We start from the raw sequence: 23,991 nt of genomic DNA on the forward strand, positions 1-23,991 counted from the left end.
AAATGCCATCGGTTCATTATTTGAACCATTATTTTGAATATAGACTTGCAAAGAATGCGGATGCCTGTCAAGTTAATTCACACATTAAGTTTCTATCCGAGCGGGAGGCTGGATGGGTACGGTCGGCAAGGCGATTTCACTTCTGGAGCTGTTCACGGCGGACGAGCCCGAGCTCGGACTTTCCGATCTCGCGCGGCGGTGCGCCTTGGACAAGGCGACGACGCGGCGGCTGCTGATGGCGCTGGGCGGCCATGGTTTCGTCGAGCAGGATGCCGGCACGCGGCACTATCGCCTCGGCGCCGGCCTGTCGCGGCTGGCGCGTATCCGCGAAGCCTGCTTCCCGTTCCTGCAAACGGCAATTCCCGTGGCGCAGGATTTGGCGGGTTCGACAACCGAGACGGTGCATCTGTCGGAATTCGGCGTCGACAGGCTGATCACCGTTTATGTCGAGCATTCAAGCTGGGCAAACCGGGTGAACATCGATGTCGGCCAGCTTCTGCCGCTGCATTCCACCGCCTCCGGCATCGCCTATCTCGCCTTCGCCGACAACGCGACCGTGAAAGCATGCCTGACAGGTTCGCTTGAGGCCTTCACCGATCATACCCTCGTCGAGCCGGCCGCCATTTCAAAGTCGATCGGCGAGGCGCGCGACCGCGGCTATTCGATCTGCGACCAGGGCCATGAGGACGGCGTGATCGGCGTCGCGGCTGCAATCCGCGCCGCCGATGGTCTTGCGCTGGGGACAATTGCGGTGGCAGCCCCGAAGGCCAGGACGACACCGGCTACGATCGTGGAACGAGGGCTTGCGGTTGTGACCGCGGCACGGGAGATTTCGATGCGCCTCAATGGCGAAAACCTGCAAACCCTGAGGAGGCAGGCCTGATGTCTGCAGATATGGCGACGCCCCGCATCCTGGTCATCGGCACGGGCGACACCAAGACCGACGAACTGCTGTTCATGAAAGCGTGTATCGAGGCATCCGGTGGCCGCGCCGTGATGATGGATGTCAGCGTGCTGGGCGCCCCCGCCTATAGTCCCGATCACGACAAGCATGCCGTTGCGCGGGCCGCTGGCGTGACGATGGCCGAAATCGTCTCGAGCGGCGACGAAAACACCGCCATGACATTGATGGCCGTCGGCGCCGTTCAGCTGGTGCGCCAGCTTCACCAGCGCGGCGAGATCGACGCCTTCATCGCCATCGGTGGTTCGATGGGAACCGATTTGGCGCTCGATGTCGCGCTGTGCCTGCCGCTCGGCGTGCCGAAATTCGTCGTCTCGACCATCGCCTACTCGCATCTCATTCCGCCCGAGCGCGTCGCGCCCGACCTGATGATGATCCTGTGGGCAGGCGGGCTCTACGGCCTCAACACCATCTGCAAGCTGGTCCTTTCCCAGGCCTGCGGCGCGGTGGTCGGTGCGGCGAGGATCGTGCTTGCATCCCGTGCTTGGGCCCCGGCGGTCGGACCGACCATCGGCATGACTTCGCTGGGCAGCAGTTGCCTGCGCTATATGAAGACGCTGAAGCCGGCGTTGGAGCAGCGCGGCTATGACGTCGCAGTCTTTCACACCACCGGGATGGGGGGCCGGGCCTTCGAATCGATCGCCAGCCAGGACCATTTCTGCGCGGTGTTCGACTTCAGCCTGCAGGAGATCACCAATCATCTTGCCGGTTCGGTCGTCAGCTCCGGCGCCGACCGGCTCGAGAATGCCGGCGCCCGCGGCATTCCGCAGATCGCAGCCCCTGGCGCCGTAGACATGGTCGATTTGCCGACCTGGCAGGCGCTGCCGACAAAGTTCGCGCAGCGGCCATTCCATGCTCATAACAGGTTGATCGGCTCGATCACCGTCGATGCCGCCGACCGCCGTGAAGTCGCCAGGACCATCGCCGCCAAGCTCGGTGCGTCGAAGGGGCGCTCCGCTTTCATCCTGCCCTCCGGCGGCATCCAGGAATGGGATGCGCAGGGCGAGCCGCTGTACGAACCCGAAGCCCTCGCGGCGTTCACCGATGAGATGCGCAAGGCCATTCCCGCCGGCGTCGAGTTCCACGAGATCGACGCCCACATCAACAGCGACGAGTTCGTCGGCAAGGCGCTCGAAATCTTCGACCGCTGGGTCGAGGAAGGCATCATCCCGCGCGGCATGCCGGCCAAGGGAGTGGCTGCGTGAGCGCTGTTCCTGCCCAGGCGCTCGTCCTCGATTTCGGCGGCGTCGTCACCCGGACCCTTTTCGAGACCCATGCCTTGACCGAACAGGCGCTCGGCCTCGCGCCGGGAACGCTGCAATGGCACGGGCCGTTCGACCCGGATTCAGATCCGCTGTGGCGCTCCATGCAGGCCAACGACATCAGCGAGCGCGATTATTGGCGCACCCGCACCAGCGAAGTCGGCCGGCTCGTCGGCGAGGACTGGGAGGCAATGGAGACATTCGTCCAGCGCGCACGCGGAGCCGAGCCGGAAAAGATCGTGCGGCCCGAAGCCGTCCGCGCCATCCGGACCGTGCATGCGGCGGGATTTCGCCTGGCGATCCTGTCCAACGAGCTAGATCTGTTCTATGGCGCCGGCTTCCGTCAGCGGCTGCCGCTGCTCGAGCTGTTCGACACCATCGTCGACGCCACCTATACCCGCATCCTCAAGCCCGATCCGCGCGCCTATGCCTTGGTGACCGAGGCGCTTGGCCTGCCTGCCCGCGCCTGTGTGTTCGTTGACGACCAGCAGCGCAATGTCGATGGCGGCCGTGCCGCCGGCATGCGCACCGTTCATTTCGACGTCGCGCGGCCGGCACTTTCCTATGCCGAGGCCCTCGGCCATTTCGATCTCATCTCCTGAGACATTTGCGGAGCCCTGCGATGCGCGACATCAATTTCCTCACCGAGAAAAACGCCAAGCCGATCTGGCATCCGATGGCACACCCGGCCGAGATGCGGGCCAACCCGCCAAAGGTGATCATGAAAGGCGAAGGCGTGATGGTCACCGACATCGACGGCAACACCGTGCTCGATGCGGTTGGCGGACTGTGGAACGTCAATCTCGGCTACTCCTGCGACCCCATCAAGAAGGCCATCGCCGACCAGCTCAGCGCCCTGCCCTACTATTCCGGGTTTCGCGGCACGTCGACCGGCCCATCGATCGAGCTCGCTTACGAACTCAGCGAATGGTTCGAACCGGAAGGCATGGTGCGGACCTTCTTCACCTCGGGCGGCTCGGATTCGGTCGAAACCGCACTGCGGCTCGCCCGCCAATACTGGAAGATCCGCGGCCAGGGCGACCGGACAAAATTCCTCGCGCTGAAGAAGGGCTATCACGGCACCCATTTCGGCGGCGCGTCAGTCAACGGCAACGCCAATTTCCGCCGCAACTATGAGCCGCTTATGCCCGGCGTCTTCCACATTCCCGCACCCTGGACCTTCCGCAATCCGTTCGATGAGACCGATCCGGCGCGGCTGGCCAAACTGTGCGCCAAAGCGCTGGAGGATGAGATCGCCTTCCAGGGCGGCGACACCATTGCCGCCTTCATCATGGAGCCGGTTCTCGGCGCCGGCGGCGTCATCGTTCCGCATGACAGCTTCATGCCGCTGGTGCGCGAGATATGCGACCGCCACGAAATCCTGCTGATCGCCGACGAGGTGGTCACGGGCTTCGGTCGCACCGGCGCCTGGTCGGGTTCGCGGCTATCCGGCGTGAAGCCGGATTTCATGACCATCGCCAAGGCGATCACCTCGGGCTATTTCCCGCTCGGCGCCACCTTGATCGGCGCCAAGGTCGCCGACGTCTTCGAGGCCGACAAGACCAGCTTCGGGGCGATCGGTCATGGCTATACCTATTCCGGCCATCCTGTCGGCTGCGCGGCAGGGCTGGCTGCACTTGCCGAGACCAAGCGGCTTCGCCTGGACGAGAACGCAGCCGCGCGCGGCATCGAGCTCGCGGCGACGCTGGAGGGGCTAAAAGCCAAGCACGCGATCGTCGGCGACATCAGGTACAAGGGCCTGATGGCTGCGCTAGAGCTGGTCTCCGATCGCACGACGAAAAAGCCGGTGGACAAGAAGACCATGGCCGTGGTTTCGGAAGCCACTTATGACGCCGGCGTCATGCTGCGCGTGTCCGGCAACAACATCATCCTGTCGCCGCCGCTGATCATCGGCGCCGCCGACGTGGCAAAGATCGGCGAGGCCATCGATGCAGGTCTGTCGAGGGCCTGATAGACCCGCTGACGCAATGGAGTTTGGTACGCAATGACCCAATCTGAGAAGAACCCGAGCGAGGAAGCGCTCGTCAAGCGGCGTGCCCGCCTGCTCGGCGCGAAATCGCAATTGTTCTACGACGAGCCCGTGCACCTGGTGCGCGGCGAAGGCGTCTGGCTCTACGATGCCGACGGCCGCAAGTATCTCGATGCCTACAACAACGTCGCCCATGTCGGCCATTGCCACCCGCATGTGGTCGAGGCCTTGTGCCGTCAGGCAAGCCTGCTCAACACCCACACACGCTATCTGCACACCGCAATTCTCGACTATGTCGAGCGGCTGACGGCGACCTTCAATGCAAGCCTCGCCACCGCAATCCTGACCTGCACCGGCAGCGAGGCCAACGACATCGCGCTGCGCATGGCGCAGGCCGCCTCCGGCAATATGGGCATCATCGCCACCGACGCCACCTATCATGGCAACACGACGGCGGTTTCGCAGCTGAGCACGCGCATGCCTCCGATCCGCGGCCGCGCCCCCCATGTCAGGCTGGTGCCGGCCCCCGACAGCTATCGCCATCCCGATGCGATGGCCAATGGCAAGGCCTTTGGCGACGCCGTGCGTCAAGCGATCGCCTCGCTGGCACAGGATGGCATTGGCCTGTCTGGCATCATCTTGTGTCCGCTGCTCGCCAATGAAGGTTTCCCGGCTCTGCCCACCGGATTTTTCGACGACGCCTTGGGGGCCGTGCGCGAAGCCGGTGGTCTGGTCATCGCCGACGAAGTGCAGCCCGGCTTCGGCCGCACCGGCAGCCATTTCTGGGGCCATCAGCGCGCCGGCTTCGTCCCCGACATCGTCACCATGGGCAAGCCGATGGGCAATGGCCATCCGATCGCGGCCGTGGTCACCACCAAGGAGATACTGGCGACCTTCCGCGACGCTTTCCGCTACTTCAACACCTTTGGCGGCAACCCGGTCTCCTGCGCAGTCGCCAATGCCGTCCTCGACGTCATCGAACAGGAAAACCTTGTCGCCAACGCGCAAGACGTCGGCGCCTATGCGCTTGGCCTGCTGCGCCCGCTGGCCGATCGGCATGAGTGCATCGGCGAGGTCAGGGGGGCCGGACTGTTCTTCGGCGCCGAGCTGGTCCACCACCGCGACACGCGCGAACCGGCGCCCGACATTGCCGAGCAGGTCGCCAATCGCATGCGCCATCGCGGCGTGCTGATGGGCAAGACCGGCATCCACGGCAATGTGCTCAAGATCCGCCCGCCCATGCCGTTCTCGCGCGACAATGCCGACTTCCTGATCGGCCTGCTGGACGAGGTGCTGGGTGAAGTCGGCGGAGTGCCCGCGTGAATTCTGTTTCCACCCAATCCGAGCCCGAAACGGCAGCCGATGTCACGGAGCTCGCCAGGCGTGCGCTCGAACATTGGGGCGTCCGCAACTCTGAGCCGGAACTTCTGAAGCACCGCGAGAACGCCGTCTTCCGCGTGCGGCTGCCGGATGGCCAGCCGGCAGCCATGCGCATCCACCGGCTCGGCTACCACACGGACGCCGCGCTGCGTTCGGAACTGCAATGGATGGGCTTCCTGCAATCCGCCGGCGTCGCCACGCCGTCTTGCGTCGCAACTCAGGCCGGCGATCCGTTCGTGCTTGTCAGAACGGCCACCTCGGCGCAGCCCCGGCAGGCCGATTGCCTGAGCTGGCTGGAGGGGCGCGCCGTGGGCGCACGCGGCGTGCCACTGGTCTACACGCCCGACCAGTCGGTCCAGATCTTCACGGCGATCGGGCGGACCATCGCCCATATGCACAATGTCACTGCCTCGTGGACGCCGCCCGCGGGCTTCGTCCGCCATGCCTGGGACTTCGACGGCTTCTTCGGTGCGAACCCGGTCTGGGGCCGGTTCGAGACCTCGCCCTTTCTCGATGGTCCTCGCCGCGCGCTGGTCTTGCAGGCGCGCGACAAGGCAGTGAAGGCGCTGTCGGAGCATGAGCGCAGCGCGCGCAATTTCGGCATCATCCACGCCGATCTGGTGCGCGAAAATGTGCTCATCCATGACAGCGCGGTGCGCATCATCGATTTCGACGATTGCGGCCATGGCTGGCACATGTACGACCTTGCCGTCGCCCTCTATCAGAACCGCGAGGAGGCGATCTACCCGCTGATCGAAACCGCTTTGCTTGACGGCTACCAGCAAGAGCGTGCGCTGATCCCGCAGGACATCGCCGCATTGCCTCTATTCGCCGCGTTGCGTGCCTTCGCCTTTCTTGGCTGGGTGCAAAGCCGCGTCGAAGGCGACATCACCAGGGATGTCGGCTTGCGGATGTCGACCATCGCAGCCGATGTGGCGATTGACTACCTGCGCGGCGAACAGCCCAACTGACGAGCCGATGAGAGCCGTCAGCTCTTGGCGAAATGGATGCTGACCGTTCCCGAGCTGCCGAAGTCGGCGACGATGGTATCGCCGGGCCGCGCCTCGACCGGGCGCACAAACGATCCGGACAGCACCACCTCGCCGGCCGCGATGGACATGCCGTAGCGGGCGAGCCTGTCCGCCAGCCAGGCAATGCCCATCGCCGGATGGTTGAGCACGCCGGCGCCAAGCCCGGTCTCCTCGACCTCCGCATTGCGCGAGACGATGGCGCCGATCCAGCGCATATCGGCTTCATCGGGTCGTTGCGGCCGGCCGCCGATGACAATGCCGGCATTGGCGGCGTTGTCGGAAATCGTATCGAAGAAAGTGCGCGCCTTCTTTGTCTCGGCATTGACGCGTTCGATGCGCGTGTCGAGGATTTCGAGCGCCGGCGTGATATAATCGGTGGCGTTGAGCACGTCGAAGATGGTCACGCCTGGGCCCCTCAGCGGCGCCTTCATGACGAAGGCTATCTCGGCCTCGACGCGCGGCTGGATGAAGCGGCCGACGGGTATCGTCGCGCCGTCGTTGAAGAACATGTCGTCGAACAGCACGCCCGAATCCGGCGTGTCGATGGCGAGCGCATATTGCATCGCCTTCGATGTCAGGCCGATCTTCCAGCCCTTCGGGGTCAGCCCGGCATCGGTCTTGCGTTTCACCAGCGCTGCCTGGACGCGATAGGCATCCTCCATCGTCGCGTCGGGAAAATCGAGGCTGAGCAGACGGATCTGGCGGCGCGAACGCTCGGCTTCGAACAGCCTTGCCGCGGCATCTTCAACTTGCTCGGGGGTCACGATGCTGCCTCGTCGACGACGCCGTTGCGGAGCACGCCGATGCCGTCGGCTTCGACTTCGATCACGTCGCCCGGCTTCAGCCAGATCGGCGGGTCGAAGCGGGCGCCGGCGCCGGTCGGCGTACCGGTGACGATGATATCGCCTGGCACCAGCGTGGTGAAGGTGGAGACATAGGCGATGATCTTGCGGAACGAGAAGATCATCCGGCTGGTGCGGTCCTGCTGGCGCAATTCGCCATTGACGCGGGTGGTCAGCGCGATGTCGGCAATCTGCGCCTCGTCGGTGAACGGCACCAGCCACGGACCGAGCGAGCCGGTGCGGTCGAAATTCTTGCCCTGCGTGACGTTGAACTTGGCGTGCCGTACCCAATCGCGAATGGTGCCTTCGTTGCACAGGGATAGTGCCGCGATATGGTCAAGCGCATCCCTCTCGGCGATGCGTCGTCCACCCTTGCCGATGACGATGACGATCTCGCCCTCATAGTCCAGCTGCGGCGATTCCGGCGGCCGCACCAGCGGCGCGTTGTGGCCGACGAAGGAGCGGGGGAAGCGGATGAACAGCGACGGGTTCGAAGGCGCGGCCTGGCCGTCCTTGTACTCTTCGTTGCGGTCCGGGTAGTTGACGCCGACGCAGATGATCTTTTCCGGCGACGGCACAGGGATTTCATAAGCGATGGCGCCGACTGGAAAATCGACGGCGTGGGCTTCGGCCTCTTCCGCCAGCCGCCGTAGCACGCCGGCCTCGATCACTTCGCGCAGCGTCGGCCACTGGCTGTGCCGCGCCGACAGGTCGACGACGCCCTTATCTGTGACCACGCCATAGCGCGTCTTGCCGCCGACGGTGAAGGTGGCGAGCCGCCCAGGTGCAGTCATCCCGGTCTCCGTCAGGTTCGCGTCTGTGGTCACGGTGCGATGATCGGCGACGCCGTCAAATCCGGTTGGCGTGCGGCCGCGCCGGCAAAGGTGCTGCCCTCCTCGAACCAGCTTTTCGGCGCCGGCGCGCCCCACAGCGTCTGGCGCTGCGGGTCCTTGAGGTCCCACTTGATCGGCTCCAGATCCGGATCGACCGTCTGGTAGTCCGAGCAGTAGATCTCGATGCGGTGATTGTCCGGGTCTCTGACATAGAGGAAGAAGGCGTTGGAAATGCCATGCCGGCCGGGGCCGCGCTCGATATTTGCGAGGTAACCCGTCGTCGCCATCAGATCGAGCAGGTCGATGATGTTGAGCGGTGTCGGCACCCAGAAGGCGACGTGATGCAGGCGCGGACCCACACCGTTGGTGAAGGCGATGTCGTGGACGCCGCCCTTGCGGTGCGTCCAGGCCGCCCACAGCTTTCCGCTACTGGCATCCTCGGTGTATTCGGTGACGCGGAAGCCAAGCTCGTTGTAGAAGGCGACGGACTCGTCGACATTGGGCGAGAAGCAGTTGAAGTGGTCGATGCGCAGCGGCTTCACGCCCTTGTAGAGCGCATATTTCTGATGAATCGGCGGCAGCCTTTCCATTTGGGCAAAGAACTCGAGCGGAATGCCGTGCGGGTCGCGGGTGCGGAAGGTGCGCGACTGGTACGGTCGCTCGACCCACTCGACCGGCAGGCCTTTTGCCTTGAAGAAGTGCTCGGCCTTGTCGAGATCCTCATCCGAAAAAACCTTGAAGCCGAGATCGCGGGCTTCGGCGCTGCCGGCCTTCTTCAGCACGATGCAGTGGTGTCCGCGCTCTTCCAGGGCCCTTAGATAGATGGCGTCCGATGCCTCGTCGGTAACCTGCAGGCCAAGCGTGTCGACATAGAAGGCGCGGGATTTCGCTAGGTCGGTGACCGCCAGTTCGACATGGCTGAGGCGCACGATGTTGAAGGCGGGATAGAGGTTTGGTTTGGGCAGTGGCATGCGATGTCCTCCGGTCAGCCGCCGAGTTTCTGGATCGTGTGCGCTGAAGTGGCGAAGGCGATGTTCTTCGTCTCCATGTAGAAATCGAAGGAATGGTCGCCGCCGTCGCGGCCGATTCCGGAATTCTTGACGCCGCCGAACGGCGTCGGCAAATGCCGCACATTCTCCGAATTGACCCAGATCATGCCGGCGTCCAGCGCATCGGTGAAGCGGAAGGCGCGGGTAACATCCGACGTCCAGAGATAGCCGGTCAGGCCGTATTGGGTGTCGTTGGCCAGCGCCAGCGCTTCGGCCTCGTCCTTGAAGGAAATGGCAGTCAGCACCGGCCCGAAAATCTCTTCCTGGGCAATGCGCATCCTGTTGGTGGCCCCGGTAAACAGCGTCGGGCTGACATAGCAGCCACCGCCCGGACCGGCGAACTTGCCGCCGCCGGCGGCTACCACCGCGCCTTCCGATTTGCCGATCTCGATATAGGAAAGCACCTTTTCCTCGTGCACCGGATGGATCAGCGGACCAACCACCGTTTTGGGATCGAGCGGATGGCCAACCTTGATGCGCTTTGCCTTCTCCGCAACCAGATCCGTGAATGTGTCGTAGACCGAGGCTTCGACCAGAAGCCGCGACGATGAGGTGCAGCGTTCGCCGTTGAGCGAGTAGATCATGAACACGGCCGCATCCGCCGCACGTTCGAGATCGGCGTCGGCGAAGACGATCACCGGGTTCTTCCCGCCCAGTTCGAAATGCACGCGCTTCAGCGTATCGGCGCCCTGTTTCATGATCATCGAGCCGGTGCGGCTCTCACCGACAAAACCGATCGCCTTGATGTCAGGGTGCTCGGTCAGCGCCTTGCCGGCGTGCTCGCCGAGGCCGTTGACCAGGTTCCACACGCCTTTCGGCAGGCCGGCCTCCTCGGCGATCTCGACCAGCAGGCGAGCGGTCAGCGGCGAAAATTCGGCCGGCTTGTGGACGACGGTGCAGCCTGCCGCCAGCGCCGGCGCGATCTTCCATGTCGACAGCATGAACGGCGTGTTCCACGGCGTGATGATGCCGACCGGGCCGATCGGCACGCGCGTGGTGATGTTGACCTGGCCTGTCGTGCGCAGCGTCTCGCCGTCGCGCGCTTCCGGCGCGCGGTCGGCGAAGAAGCGGAAATTCTCGGCGCCGCGCAGCGCGGCCTTGGCCATGAATTTCAGCGCCTGGCCGGTGTCCATGCACTCGACGAAGGCGATCTCCTCGGCGCGCGCTTCGATCGCATCGGCTATCTTGTGCAGCAGCTTCTTGCGCCCGTCGCCCGGCATGGCGGCCCAGGCCGGGAACGCCGCCTTTGCCGCCTTGGCGGCGCGGTCGATATCGGCGGCACTGCCACGCGCGACCTTGGCCAGCGGCTTGAGATCGACCGGCGACATGCTCTCGAAGGTCGAGCCATCCACCGCCGGCACCGCTTCGCCGCCGATCTGGTTCAGCACGCCGTCGCGCTTGAAACGGGCCAGATAGGCCTCGGCCTTTTTCAGATTGCCTTCGAGGTCGGACATATCAGCTTCCGTCACTTGCCGCGCAGTCGCGGATGGATTGCGTTTTTCTTCCAGCTCAGTACCGGGTCGATCTCCCTGATCTCCAGGGAAAGAGCGAAATGCGGGGTATCGAACAGGGGGCCAAGGTATTCGCTCACCGCGGCGAAGACCGCCTCCCCGGTTCGTTTCTTGTCCTCGGCGCTGCGCCCGGTTCCAATGCGAAACGACATGTCGAGGAAAGCGTTTTCCGGCAGGCTGTCGGCGATGGCATAGGCTTCCGCACGGAAGGCCCGCACCCGCACCGCGCCGGTTTCAAACAGCCCGGTGCCGAGCACGGTGCGCAACACCAGCGCGCACAATTCGCTCATGTCGACCTTGGCATCGAGGTTGGCCGAATACTCGATGGAAAAGTGAGGCACCGCGTCTCGCCTCCCGGATTGTTGCGCTGCTGTAGTTAACGCGTTAATTACATGCAGCATCACTGAAGTCAAGCCTTGCATCCAAGTTGAGGCGACGATACGGGATGGAAAGGTCAGGTTTTGGCGTGCGGTCCCGCCGACCGCCCGCATCATTGGGGACGCTGCTTCTTGCTGCCTGAAAACACCCGTCGTTCTCTGCCGATGGCGCTGCTCCATGCCCGCGAAGTGGTGATGGCGCGGTTTCGCCCTATGCTGGCGGCGCATGACGTGACCGAACAGCAATGGCGTGTGCTGCGCGTTCTGAGCGAGGCCGGCCCTGTCGAGGCGACGGAACTTGCCGATCGCGCTTCGGTGCTGCCGCCCAGCCTGACACGCATCATCAAGACGCTCGAGGGCCGAAAATTCATCACCCGCAACAGGGCGGAAGGCGATGGCCGCCGTGTCGTGCTGACGATCGCCCCGGCGGGCTCCGCCCTTATCGATGCCTTGTCGCCGGAACGCCTCGTCATCTACCGCGACATCGAACAGCGCTTCGGACATGAGAGGCTCGAGCAATTGCTCGATCTGCTGGAGAGCCTGATCGCCGGCGAGAACTGACTGCTCCCGCTCAGCCGCCAAAACTGCCAAGCCGCGTCGGCTGCGTGTAATTGCGGTCGACATAAAGCAGCGCCGAGCCGCCGCTGCCGTGCCTGACGTCGATAACCCGGCCGATCATGACATTATGCGTGCCGACTATGTGCACATCCTCGATCTCGCAATCGAAATTGACGATCGCATCGGACAGCGCCGGCGTGCCTGAGGCCAGCGTTTGCCAGCGCGCCGCCGAATAGCGTGCCTCCATGTCCCTGGTCGCGCCGGCGAACTTGCCGGCCAGGTGCATATGGTCATGCGTCAGCACGTTGACGCAGAAGCGCCGGTTGGCGAGGAACATGGCGGCCTGCGTCGAGCGGCCGTTCATGCACACCAGCAGTGTCGGCGGTTCGTCCGACACACTGCACATGGCGGTGGCGGTGAAGCCGCCGCGCCCGGCCGGACCATCTGTCGTGACGATGTTGACCGGCGCGCAGACCCTTGCCATGGCGTCGCGGAAATCGGCCTTCGAAATCTGCGTGGCCATCTGACATCACCCGGCCGTAGAAGCGAGCGGATTGAGCCAGGTATCTCCCGTCCAGCCGTTCTCGTCATAGTCGGCCATGCAGGTGTCGACCAGTTCTTCCATGGCCTTCAGCCGGCCGCCGCGTTCGGCGCCCTTCAGCACCTGCAGCCGCACCTCTTCCGGCGCACCGGCATAGTTGAGTTCGTAGAGCGCGTGGCGGCCGCCGAACTCGGTGCCGGTCGCGTCCCACAACAGTTTCATGATCTTGATGCGCTCGACATGGCCCATGTCGTTGGAACCGCGCACATATTGCGCGAGGTATTTGTCGATCTCGGGATTGTTGAAGTCGCGCACCGATGACGGCAGGTAGATCAAGCCGGAGGCGATCACCCGGCGCACCGTGTCGATGACGCGCGGGTAGGCTTCCGACATGAAAGTCCGGTAGGCAAGGGCTGCTTCCAGGTTGGGCAGGACAGCGCCATTCGCCCAGGGGATCGGATTATAAGCCATGGCGTTGGAAAAGCTCCAGAACATGTGCCTGAGCGCGATCACCTCGCCCAGCGCCGCCTGGTTGCCTCGGAAGGCATCTCCGCCGGTGGCGCGCAGCGCCTTGGCCAGCAGGCCGGCGAGGAAGTCGAGCTTGACGGCAAAGCGTGTGCAGCCCTGGAAGCAATAGCCATGCATGAAGCCTGAAGCCGGATGGAAGGACAGGATTTTCTGCGCGTCGCGCAGCACCAGCACGTCCTCCCAGGGGATGAAGACATTGTCGAGCACCAGGATGGCATCGTTCTCGTCGAAGCGCGACGACAACGGATAGTCGAACGGAGCCGCCGCCGTGTTGGCCGTCTGCTCATAGGAGACGCGGCAGAACATCTTTACCCCCGGCGCATTCATCGGCACGATGAACATGACCGACAGCGACGGATCTTCGGTGACCGTCGCCGAGCTCTGCGCCAGGAAATTGTAGTGGGTCAGCGCCGAGGACGTCGCCACCACCTTGGCGCCGGAGACATAGATGCCGGCGTCGGTCTCCTTGGTGATGTGGACGAAGACATCCTTCACCTGTTCGGCCGGCTTGTGGCGGTCGATCGGCGGGTTGACGATGGCGTGGTTCATGAACAGCACGGCTTCCTGCGCACGCTTGTGCCAGGCGAGCGCATTGTCCTTGAACGGGCCGTACCAGTCGGCATTGGCGCCGAGCGTGTTCATCAGTGCCGCCTTGTAATCGGGCGTGCGGCCCATCCAGCCATAGGACATGCGTGACCACTCGGCGATCGCGGTCTGCTGGGCCGCGAGTTCGCCGGAGGATTTGGCGACGCGGAAATATTTGTGGGTGTAGCCGCCCGAACCGGTATCGGTAGGCGAGGTCAGCGTGCCCTGCCGCTTGGGATCGTGCAGCGCATCATAGAGGCGCGCCAGCGACCGCGCCGAATTGCGCATCGCCGGATGGGTGGTGACATCGGCAATGCGCTCGCCGTTGATGTAGACCTCGCGGCCGTCGCGCAAGCTCTCCAGATACTCGGCCCCGGTGAACGGGCGCCCATTGTCGGCACGAAAGTCTTCCGATCGCATGATGTTCCTCCACTTATGGCATCAACTCTAGCTCTCCTGGCAAGGATCGGTTAGGACGTAACGGCAAAACCGATTGGACTTTTTCCGGCGCCATGAGCCTCAATTCCATTCCTGATTTCTTTGTCTATGGCGAGCCGGTGCGGCCGCTCGAAGTCGGCTTCCTGCATGTCGAGACGGTGCTTGCGCGCAGCAACATTCATCTCGGCCAGGTTGCCGCGCACAAGCATCCGCAAATGGGCCAGATCACCTACTGGACAAGCGGCTCCGGCACTTATCGCATCGAGGATCAATCCTGGCACTTTTCGGCGCCGGCCGTCAGCTTCGTGCCGAGCACCATCGTGCATGGCTTCTCGATCGGGCCCGGCACCGACGCCATCGTCGTTTCGGTCGCCGATGATGCGCTTGCGGCAATAGCCGCTCACAGCCTGCTGCCATTGGATCGGCCGGTTTTTGCCGATAGCCTTCCTCAGCACGTCGCGTGGAAAAGGCTTGCGGCGGTGCTGGAGATGATCGCCACGGAATATGCCGAGGCGCAGGCCGGGAGTGACAAGACCCTGCCGGCGCTGATTGCCGTCGCGCTCTCCCACGTCGCGCGTCTTGGTCCCGAGGTAATGGATGCGACTGGCTCTTCCGATGCTGCATTGGCGCGCGGCTTGCGCCGTCTGGTCGATGCGCATTTCCGCGACAACTGGCCCGTCGACCGCTACGTCGAGGCGCTGGCCACGACACCGCATCTTCTCGACAAGGCCGCCCATAGGGTGCTTGGCAGCGGCGTCAAGCGGCTCATGGGCGAGCGACGGTTGCTGGAGGCCAAGCGCTTGCTGCTGTTCACCGTGCGCACCGTCGAGGACATCGCCTACGAAATCGGCTTCGACGATCCGGCCTATTTCTCACGCTTCTTCCGGGAGCGGGTTGGCCAGGCGCCCGCCGCCTGGCGCCGCGCGCAGCTGGGGCAGAGTTGAAGCTTCCGCGCCGGCCAGGATCAGGCGTTTGGGTCGACACGCCGGCCAGGCGCAGCGCCGCCGAGTTGATCCACCTGTTGATAGGTGTTGCCGCGCAGCATCACCCCTCGCACGGCGCGGCGCATCGAGATTGATGTCGCCGCGAAACTTGCTGGTGTTTTTTGTCGCTTCCAAACGGTTCGTTATTTGAACCACCATTTTATGTGCTATGAGCGGACTGCAAGGTGGATTGGCTTCCCTCCCATGCGAAGTATCTTGAGGATGCACGATGAGCACAGTCGGCAAAGCGATATCGCTGTTGGAACAGTTCACGCTCGGCGAACCGGAGATCGGCCTGTCCGAGCTCGCCCGCAAAACCGGCCTCGACAAGGCGACGGCGCGGCGCCTGCTGATGGCGCTGGCCGACCACCGCCTGATCGAACAAGAGCCGGCAAGCCGCCGCTACCGGCTCGGCGCCGGCCTGTCGCGGCTGGCCCGCTTTCGCGACGCGCATTTTCCCTTCGTGCGCGTGGCAGCACCTGTGGTTCGCGAGCTGGCGCTGGAAACCGGCGAGACGGTGCATCTGTCGGAATTCAGCGCCGGCGCACTGCTGACGGTCCATGTCGAGCTGTCGGCAAAGGCCAACCGGGTCAATGTCGATGTCGGCCAGGTGCTGCCCTTGCACGGCACCGCCTCCGGCATCGCCTTTCTCGCCGCTTCGCCTCGGGAAGCGGCCGAGGCCTATGTCGACAAGCCGTTGCCGACCTTCACGCCACACACGGTGACGCAGCCCGAAAGGCTGATGAAGGCGATCCGGCTTGCCGCCAAGCGCGGCTATTCCTCGAGCTCCCAAGGCTATGAAGAAGGCGTGCACAGCATAGCCGCGGCAATCCTCGGCTCCGATGGGCGTCCTCTCGGTGCGCTCGCGGTGGCCTCGCCTGTGTCACGCGCCGATGACAGCATGGCAGCCAGCCAGGGCGAAGCGGTGATCCAGGCGGCGCGGCTGATTTCAGCGCGCCTGGCCGGCGAAGCCTGACATCTCTACCGTCGCAGGGGAGATGATTAGCGGGTTAAGTTCCCAGCGGCGCACCGGCCTTGCCGCGAGACCGGAACGCTTCGTCTGGGACAGGCGGCTGGAGCGCAGCAAGGAAGAATTGTTGTCGCCCGCCCGCGCGTCGCCCACGATCTCGGAAATCGCCTTTGCCTGCGGGTTCAATTCGAGTGCGCATTTTTCGCGCGCGTTCGAGAGCCGGTACGATGTGGCCCGCGGGAGTTGCGCCAGAGGCTGAGGGCGGTGGTGCATTAAGGGGTGGGCCGTTTGCCGGATCTTGGAGAGCGCCGTAGCTCGCCGAAAGCCGGCATCCGGCAGCAAGTTCTACATATTGGCAGCGGTTGGCCGCACGATCACTTCGTTGACGTCGACGCCATCGGGTTGATCAAGCGCAAAACGGATCGCCCGTGCAATGGCGTCCGGTGTGAGCGACTTCTGCCGCCATTCTTTCAGAGCCGTGGCGACCTGAGGATCGCTGATATCGTCGCCCAGTTCGGTTGCGGTCACTCCGGGGGAGATGATCGTGGCGCGGATGTCGTCATGCTCCTGCCGCAGCCCCTCCGTGATTGCCCAGACGGCATATTTCGTGCCGCAATAGACCGCCGCGGTGGGCAGCACGATATGCGCGCCGACCGAGGCGACATTGACGATATGCCCATTCTTCTGGGCGACGAAGCGCGGCAGCACCGCGGCGATCCCGTTCAGCACGCCGCCGATGTTGACATTGATCATGCGAGACCACTCATCGCGCTTCAGCGCGGCAAGCGGCGACAGCGGCATGACGCCGGCATTGTTGACCAGCACATCGATCTGCCCGAATTCGGCATGAGCGGCATCGGCAAAGGCGTCGAAATTCGCCGCGTCAGTCACGTCGAGTTCGCGCCACGCGACGCCTTTGCCTATTTCTGCGGCCAGCGCCTTGAGCCGCTCGGTGCGGCGGGCCCCGATGAACAGTCTGGCGCCGGCACCGGCAAGTTCCCGAACCGTCGCTTCGCCGATGCCGCTGGAGGCGCCGGTGATGAGTACAACCTTGTCTTTAAGTCCCGTCATGATCGTTCCTTTTTCGCTGCGGTGACGGGGAGATAGATGGCGCGAACCGGCAAAGGCCGGTAGCGTGATCGTCCAAAGAGTTTGCACGATCCTCCAAATGAACTCGAAATGCCTTGCAACATTTCGCGCCATGAAGATTTATGCGGCATGGAGAAAATCAATGAACTCGCCGAGCTGATCACCCGCTTTGCGCCGAAATCTGGCATGGCCGGCACTGCGGTGCCGCGGCTGTCGCTCATTCGCGCCAACCAGCCCAGTGCACCCGTGCCTGCGGTCTACGAGGCGTCGCTTTGCATAATCGCCCAAGGATCGAAGCGCGTCTCGCTGGCCGACCAGAGCGTGGTCTATGACGCATCGAGCTACCTGCTCGTCTCGGTCGACCTGCCGCTGGTCGGGCATGTGTTGGAGGCGAGCCCGGCGGCGCCCTACCTCTGTTGCAAGATAGATTTTGATTCCACCGCGCTGGCCGAACTGCTTGTGAAAGAAGGACGTGCATCCCCCAGCAGGGATCTGCCGGTGTTAGCTGCCTATCCAAGTGACCCCGACCTGATTGATGCCGCCTGTCGGCTTGTCAGGCTGCTCGATCGCCCCGAGAGCGTCACCGTGCTGGCGCCGCTGATCGAACGCGAAATCCTTTACCGGCTCCTCACCGGACCGCACGGTGACACGCTTCGCCAGATGGCGTCGGTGGACAGCCACCTGAACCAGGTCAGCCGCGCCATCGCCACGATCCGCAATCATTTCCAGGCACAACTGCGCATCGAAGAGATTGCGGCGGCATCAGGCATGAGCGCGTCGTCCCTTCATGCCCATTTCAAGGCGATTACGCGCATGACCCCGCTCGAATACCAGAAGCAGCTGCGCCTGCAGGAGGCGCGAAGGATTATGCTTGCCGGCGGCGCAAACGCAGGCACGGCCGGGTTCGCGGTGGGCTATGACAGCCCTTCGCAGTTCAGCCGAGAATATCGTCGCCTGTTCGGTGCGCCGCCCCGGAAAGATATTGACCGCCTTCAGGCAACACCCAGTTCGGCTGCGGCTTATTGAGTTTTCCGAGCGGCATGCGCCAGCCATGGCTGGTCAGGAGCCAGCCGCCTCCAGGTGGCGAAGCGTCCGATCATGCTCGGTAGAACTCCCGGTACCATTCGACAAAGCGCGGAACCCCTATTTCGATCGGGATTTTGGGCTTGAAGCCGGTCGCCTCCTCGAGCGAGCTGACATTGGCGAAAGTTGCCGGAACGTCGCCTGGCTGAAGTGGCCTGAGGTTGCGGTTTGCCTTGCGTCCCAGCGCGTCTTCGAGCACCTCGATCAATCGGTTCAGTTGAACGGGCGAATTGCCGCCGATGTTGTGAATCCTGAACGGGGCGTTGCTGGTCGCTGGGTCTGGCGCGACACTTTTCCACTCAGGATTGGGTGTCGCGGGTTGCTGCATGACGCGGATAATACCTTCGACAATGTCGTCGATATAGGTGAAATCCCGCTGCATGTTGCCATAGTTGAAGACCTCGATCGGCTCGCCGGCGAGGATAGCCTTGGCGAAGATGAACAGCGCCATGTCCGGCCGCCCCCACGGACCATAGACGGTGAAAAAACGCAGCCCGGTGGTCGGCAGTCCAAACAGATGGCTGTATGTGTGCGCCATCAGCTCGTTCGCCTTCTTGCTTGCGGCGTAAAGGCTGAGCGGATGGTCCGCCGGATCGTGCACGGAAAACGGCATGCGGGTGCTGCCGCCATAAATCGAACTCGACGATGCATAGACCAGATGGCCGACGGACGCCTGCCGGCATCCTTCCAGGATGTTGACAAAGCCGCTGAGGTTGCTTTCCACATAGGCGTGCGGATTGCTGATCGAATAGCGTACGCCGGCTTGCGCCGCGAGATTGACGACAACCTCCGGCGCGGCCGAAAGGAAGAGCTCCGAAATACGGTCCCGCTCCGTGAGATCGGCATGCTCGAAACAAAAATTCGAAAACGCTTTCAGCCGCTCGAGACGAGCCTGCTTCAGGCTGACGTCATAATACTCGTTCATGGAGTCGAGGCCGATAACCTGGCCTCCTTCGGCAAGCAGCCTCAGGCAAAGATGAAACCCTATGAACCCGGCTGCGCCGGTGATCAGTATCGGCCTGCTTGATGTCACTGCATATCCTAGCGTTAATTTCAGGCGAGCTTTACAAGCTCCAGTATTTTATGTTGTCGGGAACTTCATTGGGCTTGATGGCCGACTTGACATCGAACAGTGTCCCCCCCGGCCTGATCATTTGAAAAAGACGCGCTCTTTCGTTGGTGAGATATTGCCTGTGAGGCACCGCCAGAACAAGCGCCTGCAAATCGTTTATCTCATCGAGCGGCAGGATTGTTTCGCCGTGATCACGCCGAGCGGTTTCGACATCGGCAAGGGGATCATGGACTTTGGGGACAATTCCGAACTGCCTTAGTTCCTTGACCATGTCGAAAACGCGGCTGTTGCGCAAATCCGGCACGTCCTCCTTGAATGTCAGCCCGAGAATGCCGACAGAAGCCCCTTTGACGGGCGTGTCAGAACCAATCAGCCGTTTGACAACCTGCTGGGCGACGAAGGCCCCCATGCCGTCATTGATGCGACGTCCGGCGAGGATGATCTGCGGATGGTAACCTTCGGCCTCGGCCTTGGCGGTCAAATAATATGGATCGACGCTGATGCAGTGGCCGCCGACGAACCCCGGTTTGAAGGGAAGGAAGTTCCATTTCGTCGACGCAGCATCAAGAACATCCTGCGTCCGGATATCGAGCCGCTCGAAGATCATTGCCAGTTCGTTCATCAGCGCGATGTTCAGATCGCGCTGGGTGTTCTCGATAACCTTCGCTGCCTCGGCCACCTTGATCGACGGGGCGCGGTAGACGCCGGCATCGATGATACGGCCATAAACGTTCGCGACGCGCTCCAGCGTCTCGTTATTCTCGCCGGAGACGACTTTGACGATCTTTTGCAGCGAGTGTTCCCGATCGCCGGGGTTGGCGCGTTCGGGCGAATAGCCGAGGGCAAAGTCGCGGGGATGTCGCAGGCCGGAAACCTGCTCGATGATCGGCCCACAGAAATCTTCGGTCACACCTGGATAGACTGTCGACTCAAAAACGACGACGGCGCCTTTGCTCACCGCCTCGCCGACGAGTTCGGACGCCAGTTTCAAAGAAGCTAGATCGGGAGCGCGATTTGCGTCGATAGGGGTTGGCACGGCGACGATGAAGAAAGTAGCGCCTTTCAACATCTCCCGGTCGGTGGTCAGCCCTATCGAGGTCTCCTTGAGCGCCGTTGCGTCAACTTCCCCCGTACGATCGACGCCGCCACGCAATTCCCCGATCCGACGCTCGCTGATGTCAAAAGCTATGGTGCCGGGGAAAACCTTCCCAAAGGCAATGGCTACCGGCAGGCCGACATAACCCAGGCCGATAACTGCAATGCGTTCGGACATCCGTGGGGTTCCTCGAGCCACCTGTTGAGCCGACGTGCTTGTATGGCAGGCTGTTGGCCAATTCAACGATGCTCTATCGCGAAGAGGAATGTCTCACGAAAAATGGTCGTTGCCATTTTCATGTTGCCATCCGCCGATGCCATCGATGTTGTGGATAAAATCCAGCAGGACCGGGTTTCGAGCCACTCTCTGCTGCGGATTGGGATGAACCGTCAGGTTCTGCCGGCCATCTACGCAGCGGCGGCCCTGACGACAGGGCTGATATTCTCTGCTGCCAATCCATAGGCCACTATCGGCCTCAATCGTGCCTTCTGATCAAACCAAATGCCGGGATCGGAATTCGCATCGGCACCGAGCGGATCTGCGAAATTTCAGTTTGGTCCTTGTGCATTGGCTGCGGACACGTCGTATCCTGCGTGTGGCGACCGATATCTGGTCGATCAGCATTTGCCTGGGAGCAGAAATTGGCCAGACTCTATGACAGCCGCAGACGCATTCTCGTTACCGGGGGCGCAGGGTTTATCGGCTCGCATCTTATTGACCGCCTGTTGGAACGAGGCGACGAAATCTTGTGTGTCGACAACCTTTTCACCGGATCAAAGCGCAATATCGACCATTTGGCCAAGCATCCCCGCTTCGAATTCATGCGCCATGACGTGACCTTTCCGCTCTACGTCGAAGTCGATGAGATTTACAACCTGGCGTGTCCGGCCTCGCCTGTTCACTACCAGTACGACCCGGTTCAGACGATCAAGACCGCCGTGCACGGCGCCATCAATGTTCTTGGATTGGCAAAGCGGCTGAAATGCAAAGTCTTTCAGGCCTCCACCAGTGAGGTCTATGGTGACGCGTCTGTGCATCCGCAGCCCGAGAGTTACTGGGGCAATGTAAACCCGATCGGGCCGCGCTCATGCTACGATGAAGGCAAACGCTGCGCCGAAACGCTGTTCTTCGACTATCACCGACAACATGGCTTGTGGGTCAAGGTCGCGCGGATTTTCAATACGTTCGGGCCGCGCATGCACCCGGCAGACGGCAGGGTTGTCTCAAATTTCATCGTGCAGGCGCTTCGTGGTGAACCGATAACCATTTTCGGCGACGGCTCACAGACAAGGTCGTTTTGCTACGTCGACGACCTGGTGAGCGGCATGCTGCGCCTCATGGATACGGGGCCGGAGGTGACCGGTCCAGTAAACATCGGCAATCCAAGGGAAGTAACGATCAGGCGCTTGGCCGAACTGACGACGCAGATGACCGGATCAGGTTCGGATATAATTTACCGCGATCTTCCGCAAGACGATCCGCGGCACCGCCAGCCCGATATCACCCTTGCCAAAAGGCTTGTCGGCTGGGAGCCGACGGTGACTTTAGAAGCCGGGCTGCAACAGACGATCGACTATTTCAAAGCCCTGCTGCCGAAGGTTTCCACAAACTCGCCTTGACCCGGCACCGCAGTGCAACCGTCAAGTCTGACCGATCACCGTCGTGGTAGCGACGCCTTTTGCAGTCGACTCCGGTAGGCTTGAAGTTTTTCGAATTCTAATTATTTTAAGCTTGAAATTATTTTGAAGATCCATGGCGCTTCATCCGTCCGAGCCGGGACACCGGCATTTGGCGGAGAGCAGAAGGAGGAGGAAGATTTGCCGTTGTTCCGGAATAAAACTCCATGAACACAGCACGATTTTCCGAGAGTGTCACAGGCAAGATCGTCGATGGCGTTCTCATCGTCACGATCGAAAATCCGCCGGTCAACGCGCTGTCCCTCCATGTCAGGGCCGGACTGATGGCTGCGCTTGGGCGTGCGGCGTCGGATGAAGTGTCTGCCGTGGTGCTGACCGCCATTGGGCGCACCTTCATCGGTGGCGCCGATATCAAGGAATTCGGCAAGCCCGCTATCGGGCCCACACTGCCTGACGTGATCGAAGCGATGGAGAGCTTCGCCAAACCGATCGTCGCGGCAGTAGGCGGCGCGGCGCTCGGCGGCGGCTGCGAGATTGCGCTGGCCTGCCACTACCGGGTGGCCAGCAAGGCGGCCAGCTTCGGCCTGCCCGAGGTCAAGCTCGGGTTAGTGCCCGGGGCCGGCGGAACCCAACGCCTGCCCCGCCTCATCGGCACGGTCGCCGCAATTGACCTGATCGGCACGGGTCGGCCCGCAAATGCCGACGAAGCTCTCGCTCTCGGTCTGATCGATACCATTGCGGACGATCTTCCCGAAGGCGCGCTCGATGTCGCCCGCCGTCTCGTTGGCCAACCGCTGCGGCGCACGGGTGCGCTTTCCGTCCCGCGCTCGCAACCTGAGGCCGACGCGGCAGCCGCAAGAAAGGTGCTTTCCCGCAGCCGTGGACAGATCGCGCCTGCAGAGGCCGTGAGACTGGTCCGGGCCGCGTCCACGGCCAGACTTGAGGACGGTCTTGTGCACGAACGCGCGACCTTCCTGCGCCTCCGGGATTCTCGCGAGGCGGCAGCGTTGCGCCACGTCTTCTTTGCCGAGAGGCAAGCCAGCAAAGTCGACAGGCTGGAGGGTATCACGCCTCGCAAGGTCGAGACCGTCGGTATCGTCGGAACCGGCCTGATGGGTGCAGGCATCGCGGTCTCGGCCTTGAATGCCGGCTATCGCGTAATCGGCATCGAGCAGAACGACGACGCCGCGGCAAAAGGATACGAGCGGATCGCCGGCCTTCTCGACAAGTCGGTCCAATCCGGCCGACTCACCGATCATGCCCGCAGGGAGGCGCTGAGCCGGTTTGAAGCGGCCAGTGACGCCGGCAGGCTGGTGCAGGCCGATCTGGTCATCGAGGCAGTGTTCGACGATCTCGCGGTAAAAACCGAACTCTTCCGGAAGCTTGATCGTATCGTCCGCCCCGACGCCATACTGGCGACCAACACCAGCTACCTCAACCCCGACGAGATCGCCTCGGCAACCGCCCGGCCCGAACGGATCGCCGGCCTGCATTTTTTCTCCCCGGCCAACGTCATGCGGCTCACCGAAGTGGTGGATTGCGCGGCGACGGCGCCCGATGTGCTCGCCTCGGCTATCGCGTTCGTCAGGAAGCTCGGCAAGCTGCCTGTCGTGTGCGGCGTTACCGAGGGTTTCATCGGCAACCGCCTCTATTCGGCCTACCGCCGCGAGGCGGAGTTCATGGTGGAGGATGGCGCAGCACCGGAAGAGGTGGATGCCGCGCTGGAGGCCTGGGGCTTCCCGATGGGGATCTTCGCGGTCAACGACATGGCTGGGCTGGAGATAGCCTGGGCGCGGCGCAAGCGACAGGCGGCGATGCGCGATCCGCAAGCACGTTATGTCGAGATCGCCGACCGGCTGTGCGAGGCCGGCCGCTTCGGCCGCAAGACCGGGCGCGGCTGGTACGATTATTCCGACGGCGAGCGCAGGAGCGACCCGCAAGTGGCCGCGCTGATCGAGGCCGTTCGGGCGGCCAAGGACATCGTGCCGCGCCGCTTTTCGCCCGATGAGATCGTCACGCGCTTGCTGGCGGCAATGGCCGACGAGGGCAAGGCATTACTCGCCGAAGGCATCGCGGCGCGTGCCTCCGACATCGATCTGGTGATGATCAACGGCTATGGCTTCCCGGCCCACAAGGGCGGGCCGATGTTCCGCGCCGGAGAGGTTTAAGGACCAG

Annotated in this window: 24 protein-coding genes; 14 read left to right on the forward strand and 10 right to left on the reverse strand. The window is 62.8% G+C overall.

The window, feature by feature from the left end; genetic code table 11:
* Window positions 1-112: 112 nt before the first annotated feature.
* The 6 genes from NKI61_RS04305 to NKI61_RS04330 are packed head-to-tail and all read left to right on the forward strand — an operon-like array spanning window position 113 to window position 6,564.
* Complete coding sequence (locus tag NKI61_RS04305; RefSeq protein ID WP_352446547.1) at window positions 113-883, forward strand: IclR family transcriptional regulator; 771 nt, start codon at window positions 113-115, stop codon at window positions 881-883.
* Entirely contained in the window at window positions 883-2,166 is a 1,284-nt protein-coding gene (locus NKI61_RS04310; protein WP_352838889.1) for a Tm-1-like ATP-binding domain-containing protein, read from the forward strand. The genes NKI61_RS04305 and NKI61_RS04310 overlap by 1 nt, the downstream gene beginning before the upstream one ends.
* Entirely contained in the window at window positions 2,163-2,825 is a 663-nt protein-coding gene (locus tag NKI61_RS04315; protein ID WP_023820914.1) for an HAD family hydrolase, read from the forward strand. Before NKI61_RS04310 ends, NKI61_RS04315 begins: the two co-directional genes overlap by 4 nt.
* A 20-nt stretch (window positions 2,826-2,845) precedes the next feature.
* Window positions 2,846-4,195, forward strand: coding sequence for an aminotransferase class III-fold pyridoxal phosphate-dependent enzyme (locus NKI61_RS04320; RefSeq protein WP_023708115.1), 1,350 nt, complete (start codon window positions 2,846-2,848; stop codon window positions 4,193-4,195).
* A 33-nt stretch (window positions 4,196-4,228) separates the two neighbouring features.
* Entirely contained in the window at window positions 4,229-5,536 is a 1,308-nt protein-coding gene (locus NKI61_RS04325) for an aminotransferase class III-fold pyridoxal phosphate-dependent enzyme (RefSeq protein WP_352838890.1), read from the forward strand.
* Entirely contained in the window at window positions 5,533-6,564 is a 1,032-nt protein-coding gene (locus tag NKI61_RS04330; RefSeq protein WP_352838891.1) for a phosphotransferase enzyme family protein, read from the forward strand. Before NKI61_RS04325 ends, NKI61_RS04330 begins: the two co-directional genes overlap by 4 nt.
* Before the next feature lie 17 nt (window positions 6,565-6,581).
* Here the strand turns inward: NKI61_RS04330 and hpaH are convergent, their stop codons facing one another.
* From hpaH to NKI61_RS04355, 5 genes are read right to left on the reverse strand one after another with little or no spacing between them, the layout of a single operon-like run.
* A complete protein-coding gene (gene hpaH, locus NKI61_RS04335; protein WP_023710038.1) occupies window positions 6,582-7,391 on the reverse strand; it encodes a 2-oxo-hept-4-ene-1,7-dioate hydratase in 810 nt (269 codons plus the stop codon).
* Window positions 7,385-8,260, reverse strand: coding sequence for a fumarylacetoacetate hydrolase family protein (locus tag NKI61_RS04340; protein ID WP_027050173.1), 876 nt, complete (start codon window positions 8,258-8,260; stop codon window positions 7,385-7,387). The genes hpaH and NKI61_RS04340 overlap by 7 nt, the downstream gene beginning before the upstream one ends.
* A 29-nt stretch (window positions 8,261-8,289) precedes the next feature.
* The gene (hpaD, locus tag NKI61_RS04345) at window positions 8,290-9,270 is read right to left on the reverse strand and encodes a 3,4-dihydroxyphenylacetate 2,3-dioxygenase (protein WP_027050174.1); all 981 of its coding nucleotides are present in this window, start codon (window positions 9,268-9,270) and stop codon (window positions 8,290-8,292) included.
* A 14-nt stretch (window positions 9,271-9,284) separates the two neighbouring features.
* Window positions 9,285-10,802 carry a 5-carboxymethyl-2-hydroxymuconate semialdehyde dehydrogenase gene (gene hpaE / locus NKI61_RS04350; protein WP_023692269.1) on the reverse strand — a complete coding sequence of 506 codons (1,518 nt, stop codon included), beginning with the start codon at window positions 10,800-10,802 and terminating at the stop codon, window positions 9,285-9,287.
* Between the two features lie 11 nt (window positions 10,803-10,813).
* Window positions 10,814-11,200: a 5-carboxymethyl-2-hydroxymuconate Delta-isomerase gene (locus tag NKI61_RS04355; protein ID WP_023667827.1), complete on the reverse strand. Its 387-nt coding sequence runs from the start codon at window positions 11,198-11,200 to the stop codon at window positions 10,814-10,816.
* 201 nt (window positions 11,201-11,401) lie between these two features.
* On the opposite strand from NKI61_RS04355, the gene hpaR reads away from it, so the two are divergent.
* Window positions 11,402-11,797 (forward strand): homoprotocatechuate degradation operon regulator HpaR, encoded by a 396-nt coding sequence (hpaR, locus tag NKI61_RS04360; RefSeq protein WP_023714916.1) that lies wholly within the window; start codon window positions 11,402-11,404, stop codon window positions 11,795-11,797.
* A 10-nt stretch (window positions 11,798-11,807) separates the two neighbouring features.
* Here the strand turns inward: hpaR and NKI61_RS04365 are convergent, their stop codons facing one another.
* Both NKI61_RS04365 and NKI61_RS04370 read right to left on the reverse strand, forming a co-directional pair.
* The gene (locus tag NKI61_RS04365; RefSeq protein ID WP_023692271.1) at window positions 11,808-12,317 is read right to left on the reverse strand and encodes a flavin reductase; all 510 of its coding nucleotides are present in this window, start codon (window positions 12,315-12,317) and stop codon (window positions 11,808-11,810) included.
* Window positions 12,318-12,323: 6 nt separating this feature from the next.
* Window positions 12,324-13,868: a 4-hydroxyphenylacetate 3-hydroxylase N-terminal domain-containing protein gene (locus NKI61_RS04370; RefSeq protein WP_023710044.1), complete on the reverse strand. Its 1,545-nt coding sequence runs from the start codon at window positions 13,866-13,868 to the stop codon at window positions 12,324-12,326.
* Window positions 13,869-13,960: 92 nt separating this feature from the next.
* On the opposite strand from NKI61_RS04370, the gene NKI61_RS04375 reads away from it, so the two are divergent.
* The 3 genes from NKI61_RS04375 (at window position 13,961) to NKI61_RS04385 (ending at window position 16,098) form a co-directional block, all read left to right on the forward strand.
* Window positions 13,961-14,830 (forward strand): helix-turn-helix domain-containing protein, encoded by an 870-nt coding sequence (locus tag NKI61_RS04375; protein WP_023692273.1) that lies wholly within the window; start codon window positions 13,961-13,963, stop codon window positions 14,828-14,830.
* A gap of 268 nt (window positions 14,831-15,098) precedes the next feature.
* Window positions 15,099-15,845, forward strand: a complete 747-nt coding sequence (locus NKI61_RS04380; RefSeq protein WP_023667822.1) for an IclR family transcriptional regulator — start codon at window positions 15,099-15,101, stop codon at window positions 15,843-15,845.
* Window positions 15,846-15,867: 22 nt separating this feature from the next.
* Window positions 15,868-16,098: a helix-turn-helix domain-containing protein gene (locus tag NKI61_RS04385; protein WP_023708113.1), complete on the forward strand. Its 231-nt coding sequence runs from the start codon at window positions 15,868-15,870 to the stop codon at window positions 16,096-16,098.
* 86 nt (window positions 16,099-16,184) lie between these two features.
* Here the strand turns inward: NKI61_RS04385 and NKI61_RS04390 are convergent, their stop codons facing one another.
* Window positions 16,185-16,910, reverse strand: coding sequence for an SDR family oxidoreductase (locus NKI61_RS04390; protein ID WP_023682721.1), 726 nt, complete (start codon window positions 16,908-16,910; stop codon window positions 16,185-16,187).
* Window positions 16,911-17,057: 147 nt separating this feature from the next.
* Here NKI61_RS04390 and NKI61_RS04395 point away from each other — a divergent pair, with 147 nt between their 5' ends.
* Entirely contained in the window at window positions 17,058-17,954 is an 897-nt protein-coding gene (locus NKI61_RS04395; protein ID WP_023667819.1) for an AraC family transcriptional regulator, read from the forward strand.
* Between the two features lie 70 nt (window positions 17,955-18,024).
* On the opposite strand, the gene NKI61_RS04400 is transcribed toward NKI61_RS04395, so the two are convergent.
* Window positions 18,025-19,044 carry an NAD-dependent epimerase gene (locus tag NKI61_RS04400; RefSeq protein WP_023667818.1) on the reverse strand — a complete coding sequence of 340 codons (1,020 nt, stop codon included), beginning with the start codon at window positions 19,042-19,044 and terminating at the stop codon, window positions 18,025-18,027.
* A gap of 31 nt (window positions 19,045-19,075) precedes the next feature.
* The gene (locus NKI61_RS04405; RefSeq protein WP_023686926.1) at window positions 19,076-20,356 is read right to left on the reverse strand and encodes a nucleotide sugar dehydrogenase; all 1,281 of its coding nucleotides are present in this window, start codon (window positions 20,354-20,356) and stop codon (window positions 19,076-19,078) included.
* Window positions 20,357-20,458: 102 nt separating this feature from the next.
* Here NKI61_RS04405 and NKI61_RS04410 point away from each other — a divergent pair, with 102 nt between their 5' ends.
* The 3 genes from NKI61_RS04410 (at window position 20,459) to NKI61_RS04420 (ending at window position 23,984) form a co-directional block, all read left to right on the forward strand.
* Window positions 20,459-20,641 (forward strand): hypothetical protein, encoded by a 183-nt coding sequence (locus tag NKI61_RS04410; protein ID WP_352838892.1) that lies wholly within the window; start codon window positions 20,459-20,461, stop codon window positions 20,639-20,641.
* Between the two features lie 179 nt (window positions 20,642-20,820).
* Window positions 20,821-21,798, forward strand: coding sequence for a UDP-glucuronic acid decarboxylase family protein (locus NKI61_RS04415; RefSeq protein ID WP_023667815.1), 978 nt, complete (start codon window positions 20,821-20,823; stop codon window positions 21,796-21,798).
* 224 nt (window positions 21,799-22,022) lie between these two features.
* Window positions 22,023-23,984 carry a 3-hydroxyacyl-CoA dehydrogenase NAD-binding domain-containing protein gene (locus NKI61_RS04420; protein ID WP_023699851.1) on the forward strand — a complete coding sequence of 654 codons (1,962 nt, stop codon included), beginning with the start codon at window positions 22,023-22,025 and terminating at the stop codon, window positions 23,982-23,984.
* The last annotated feature ends 7 nt before the right edge of the window (window positions 23,985-23,991 follow it).

Origin of the sequence: Mesorhizobium sp. M0514 (assembly GCF_040321145.1) — a bacterium.
Taxonomy (GTDB): Bacteria; Pseudomonadota; Alphaproteobacteria; order Rhizobiales; family Rhizobiaceae; genus Mesorhizobium.

What these genes read in the sequence shown, in the direction of transcription:
- NKI61_RS04320 (WP_023708115.1), top strand. Translation starts at nt 2,846, where the DNA reads ATGCGCGACATCAATTTCCTCACCGAGAAAAACGCCAAGCCGATCTGG.
- NKI61_RS04420 (WP_023699851.1), top strand. Translation starts at nt 22,023, where the DNA reads ATGAACACAGCACGATTTTCCGAGAGTGTCACAGGCAAGATCGTCGAT.
- NKI61_RS04340 (WP_027050173.1), bottom strand. Translation starts at nt 8,260, where the DNA reads ATGACTGCACCTGGGCGGCTCGCCACCTTCACCGTCGGCGGCAAGACG.
- NKI61_RS04310 (WP_352838889.1), top strand. Translation starts at nt 883, where the DNA reads ATGTCTGCAGATATGGCGACGCCCCGCATCCTGGTCATCGGCACGGGC.
- hpaR (WP_023714916.1), top strand. Translation starts at nt 11,402, where the DNA reads ATGGCGCTGCTCCATGCCCGCGAAGTGGTGATGGCGCGGTTTCGCCCT.
- NKI61_RS04390 (WP_023682721.1), bottom strand. Translation starts at nt 16,910, where the DNA reads ATGACGGGACTTAAAGACAAGGTTGTACTCATCACCGGCGCCTCCAGC.
- NKI61_RS04380 (WP_023667822.1), top strand. Translation starts at nt 15,099, where the DNA reads ATGAGCACAGTCGGCAAAGCGATATCGCTGTTGGAACAGTTCACGCTC.
- NKI61_RS04375 (WP_023692273.1), top strand. Translation starts at nt 13,961, where the DNA reads ATGAGCCTCAATTCCATTCCTGATTTCTTTGTCTATGGCGAGCCGGTG.
- NKI61_RS04385 (WP_023708113.1), top strand. Translation starts at nt 15,868, where the DNA reads ATGATTAGCGGGTTAAGTTCCCAGCGGCGCACCGGCCTTGCCGCGAGA.
- hpaE (WP_023692269.1), bottom strand. Translation starts at nt 10,802, where the DNA reads ATGTCCGACCTCGAAGGCAATCTGAAAAAGGCCGAGGCCTATCTGGCC.
- hpaD (WP_027050174.1), bottom strand. Translation starts at nt 9,270, where the DNA reads ATGCCACTGCCCAAACCAAACCTCTATCCCGCCTTCAACATCGTGCGC.
- NKI61_RS04405 (WP_023686926.1), bottom strand. Translation starts at nt 20,356, where the DNA reads ATGTCCGAACGCATTGCAGTTATCGGCCTGGGTTATGTCGGCCTGCCG.
- NKI61_RS04305 (WP_352446547.1), top strand. Translation starts at nt 113, where the DNA reads ATGGGTACGGTCGGCAAGGCGATTTCACTTCTGGAGCTGTTCACGGCG.
- NKI61_RS04370 (WP_023710044.1), bottom strand. Translation starts at nt 13,868, where the DNA reads ATGCGATCGGAAGACTTTCGTGCCGACAATGGGCGCCCGTTCACCGGG.
- NKI61_RS04325 (WP_352838890.1), top strand. Translation starts at nt 4,229, where the DNA reads ATGACCCAATCTGAGAAGAACCCGAGCGAGGAAGCGCTCGTCAAGCGG.
- NKI61_RS04365 (WP_023692271.1), bottom strand. Translation starts at nt 12,317, where the DNA reads ATGGCCACGCAGATTTCGAAGGCCGATTTCCGCGACGCCATGGCAAGG.
- NKI61_RS04395 (WP_023667819.1), top strand. Translation starts at nt 17,058, where the DNA reads ATGGAGAAAATCAATGAACTCGCCGAGCTGATCACCCGCTTTGCGCCG.
- NKI61_RS04410 (WP_352838892.1), top strand. Translation starts at nt 20,459, where the DNA reads ATGGTCGTTGCCATTTTCATGTTGCCATCCGCCGATGCCATCGATGTT.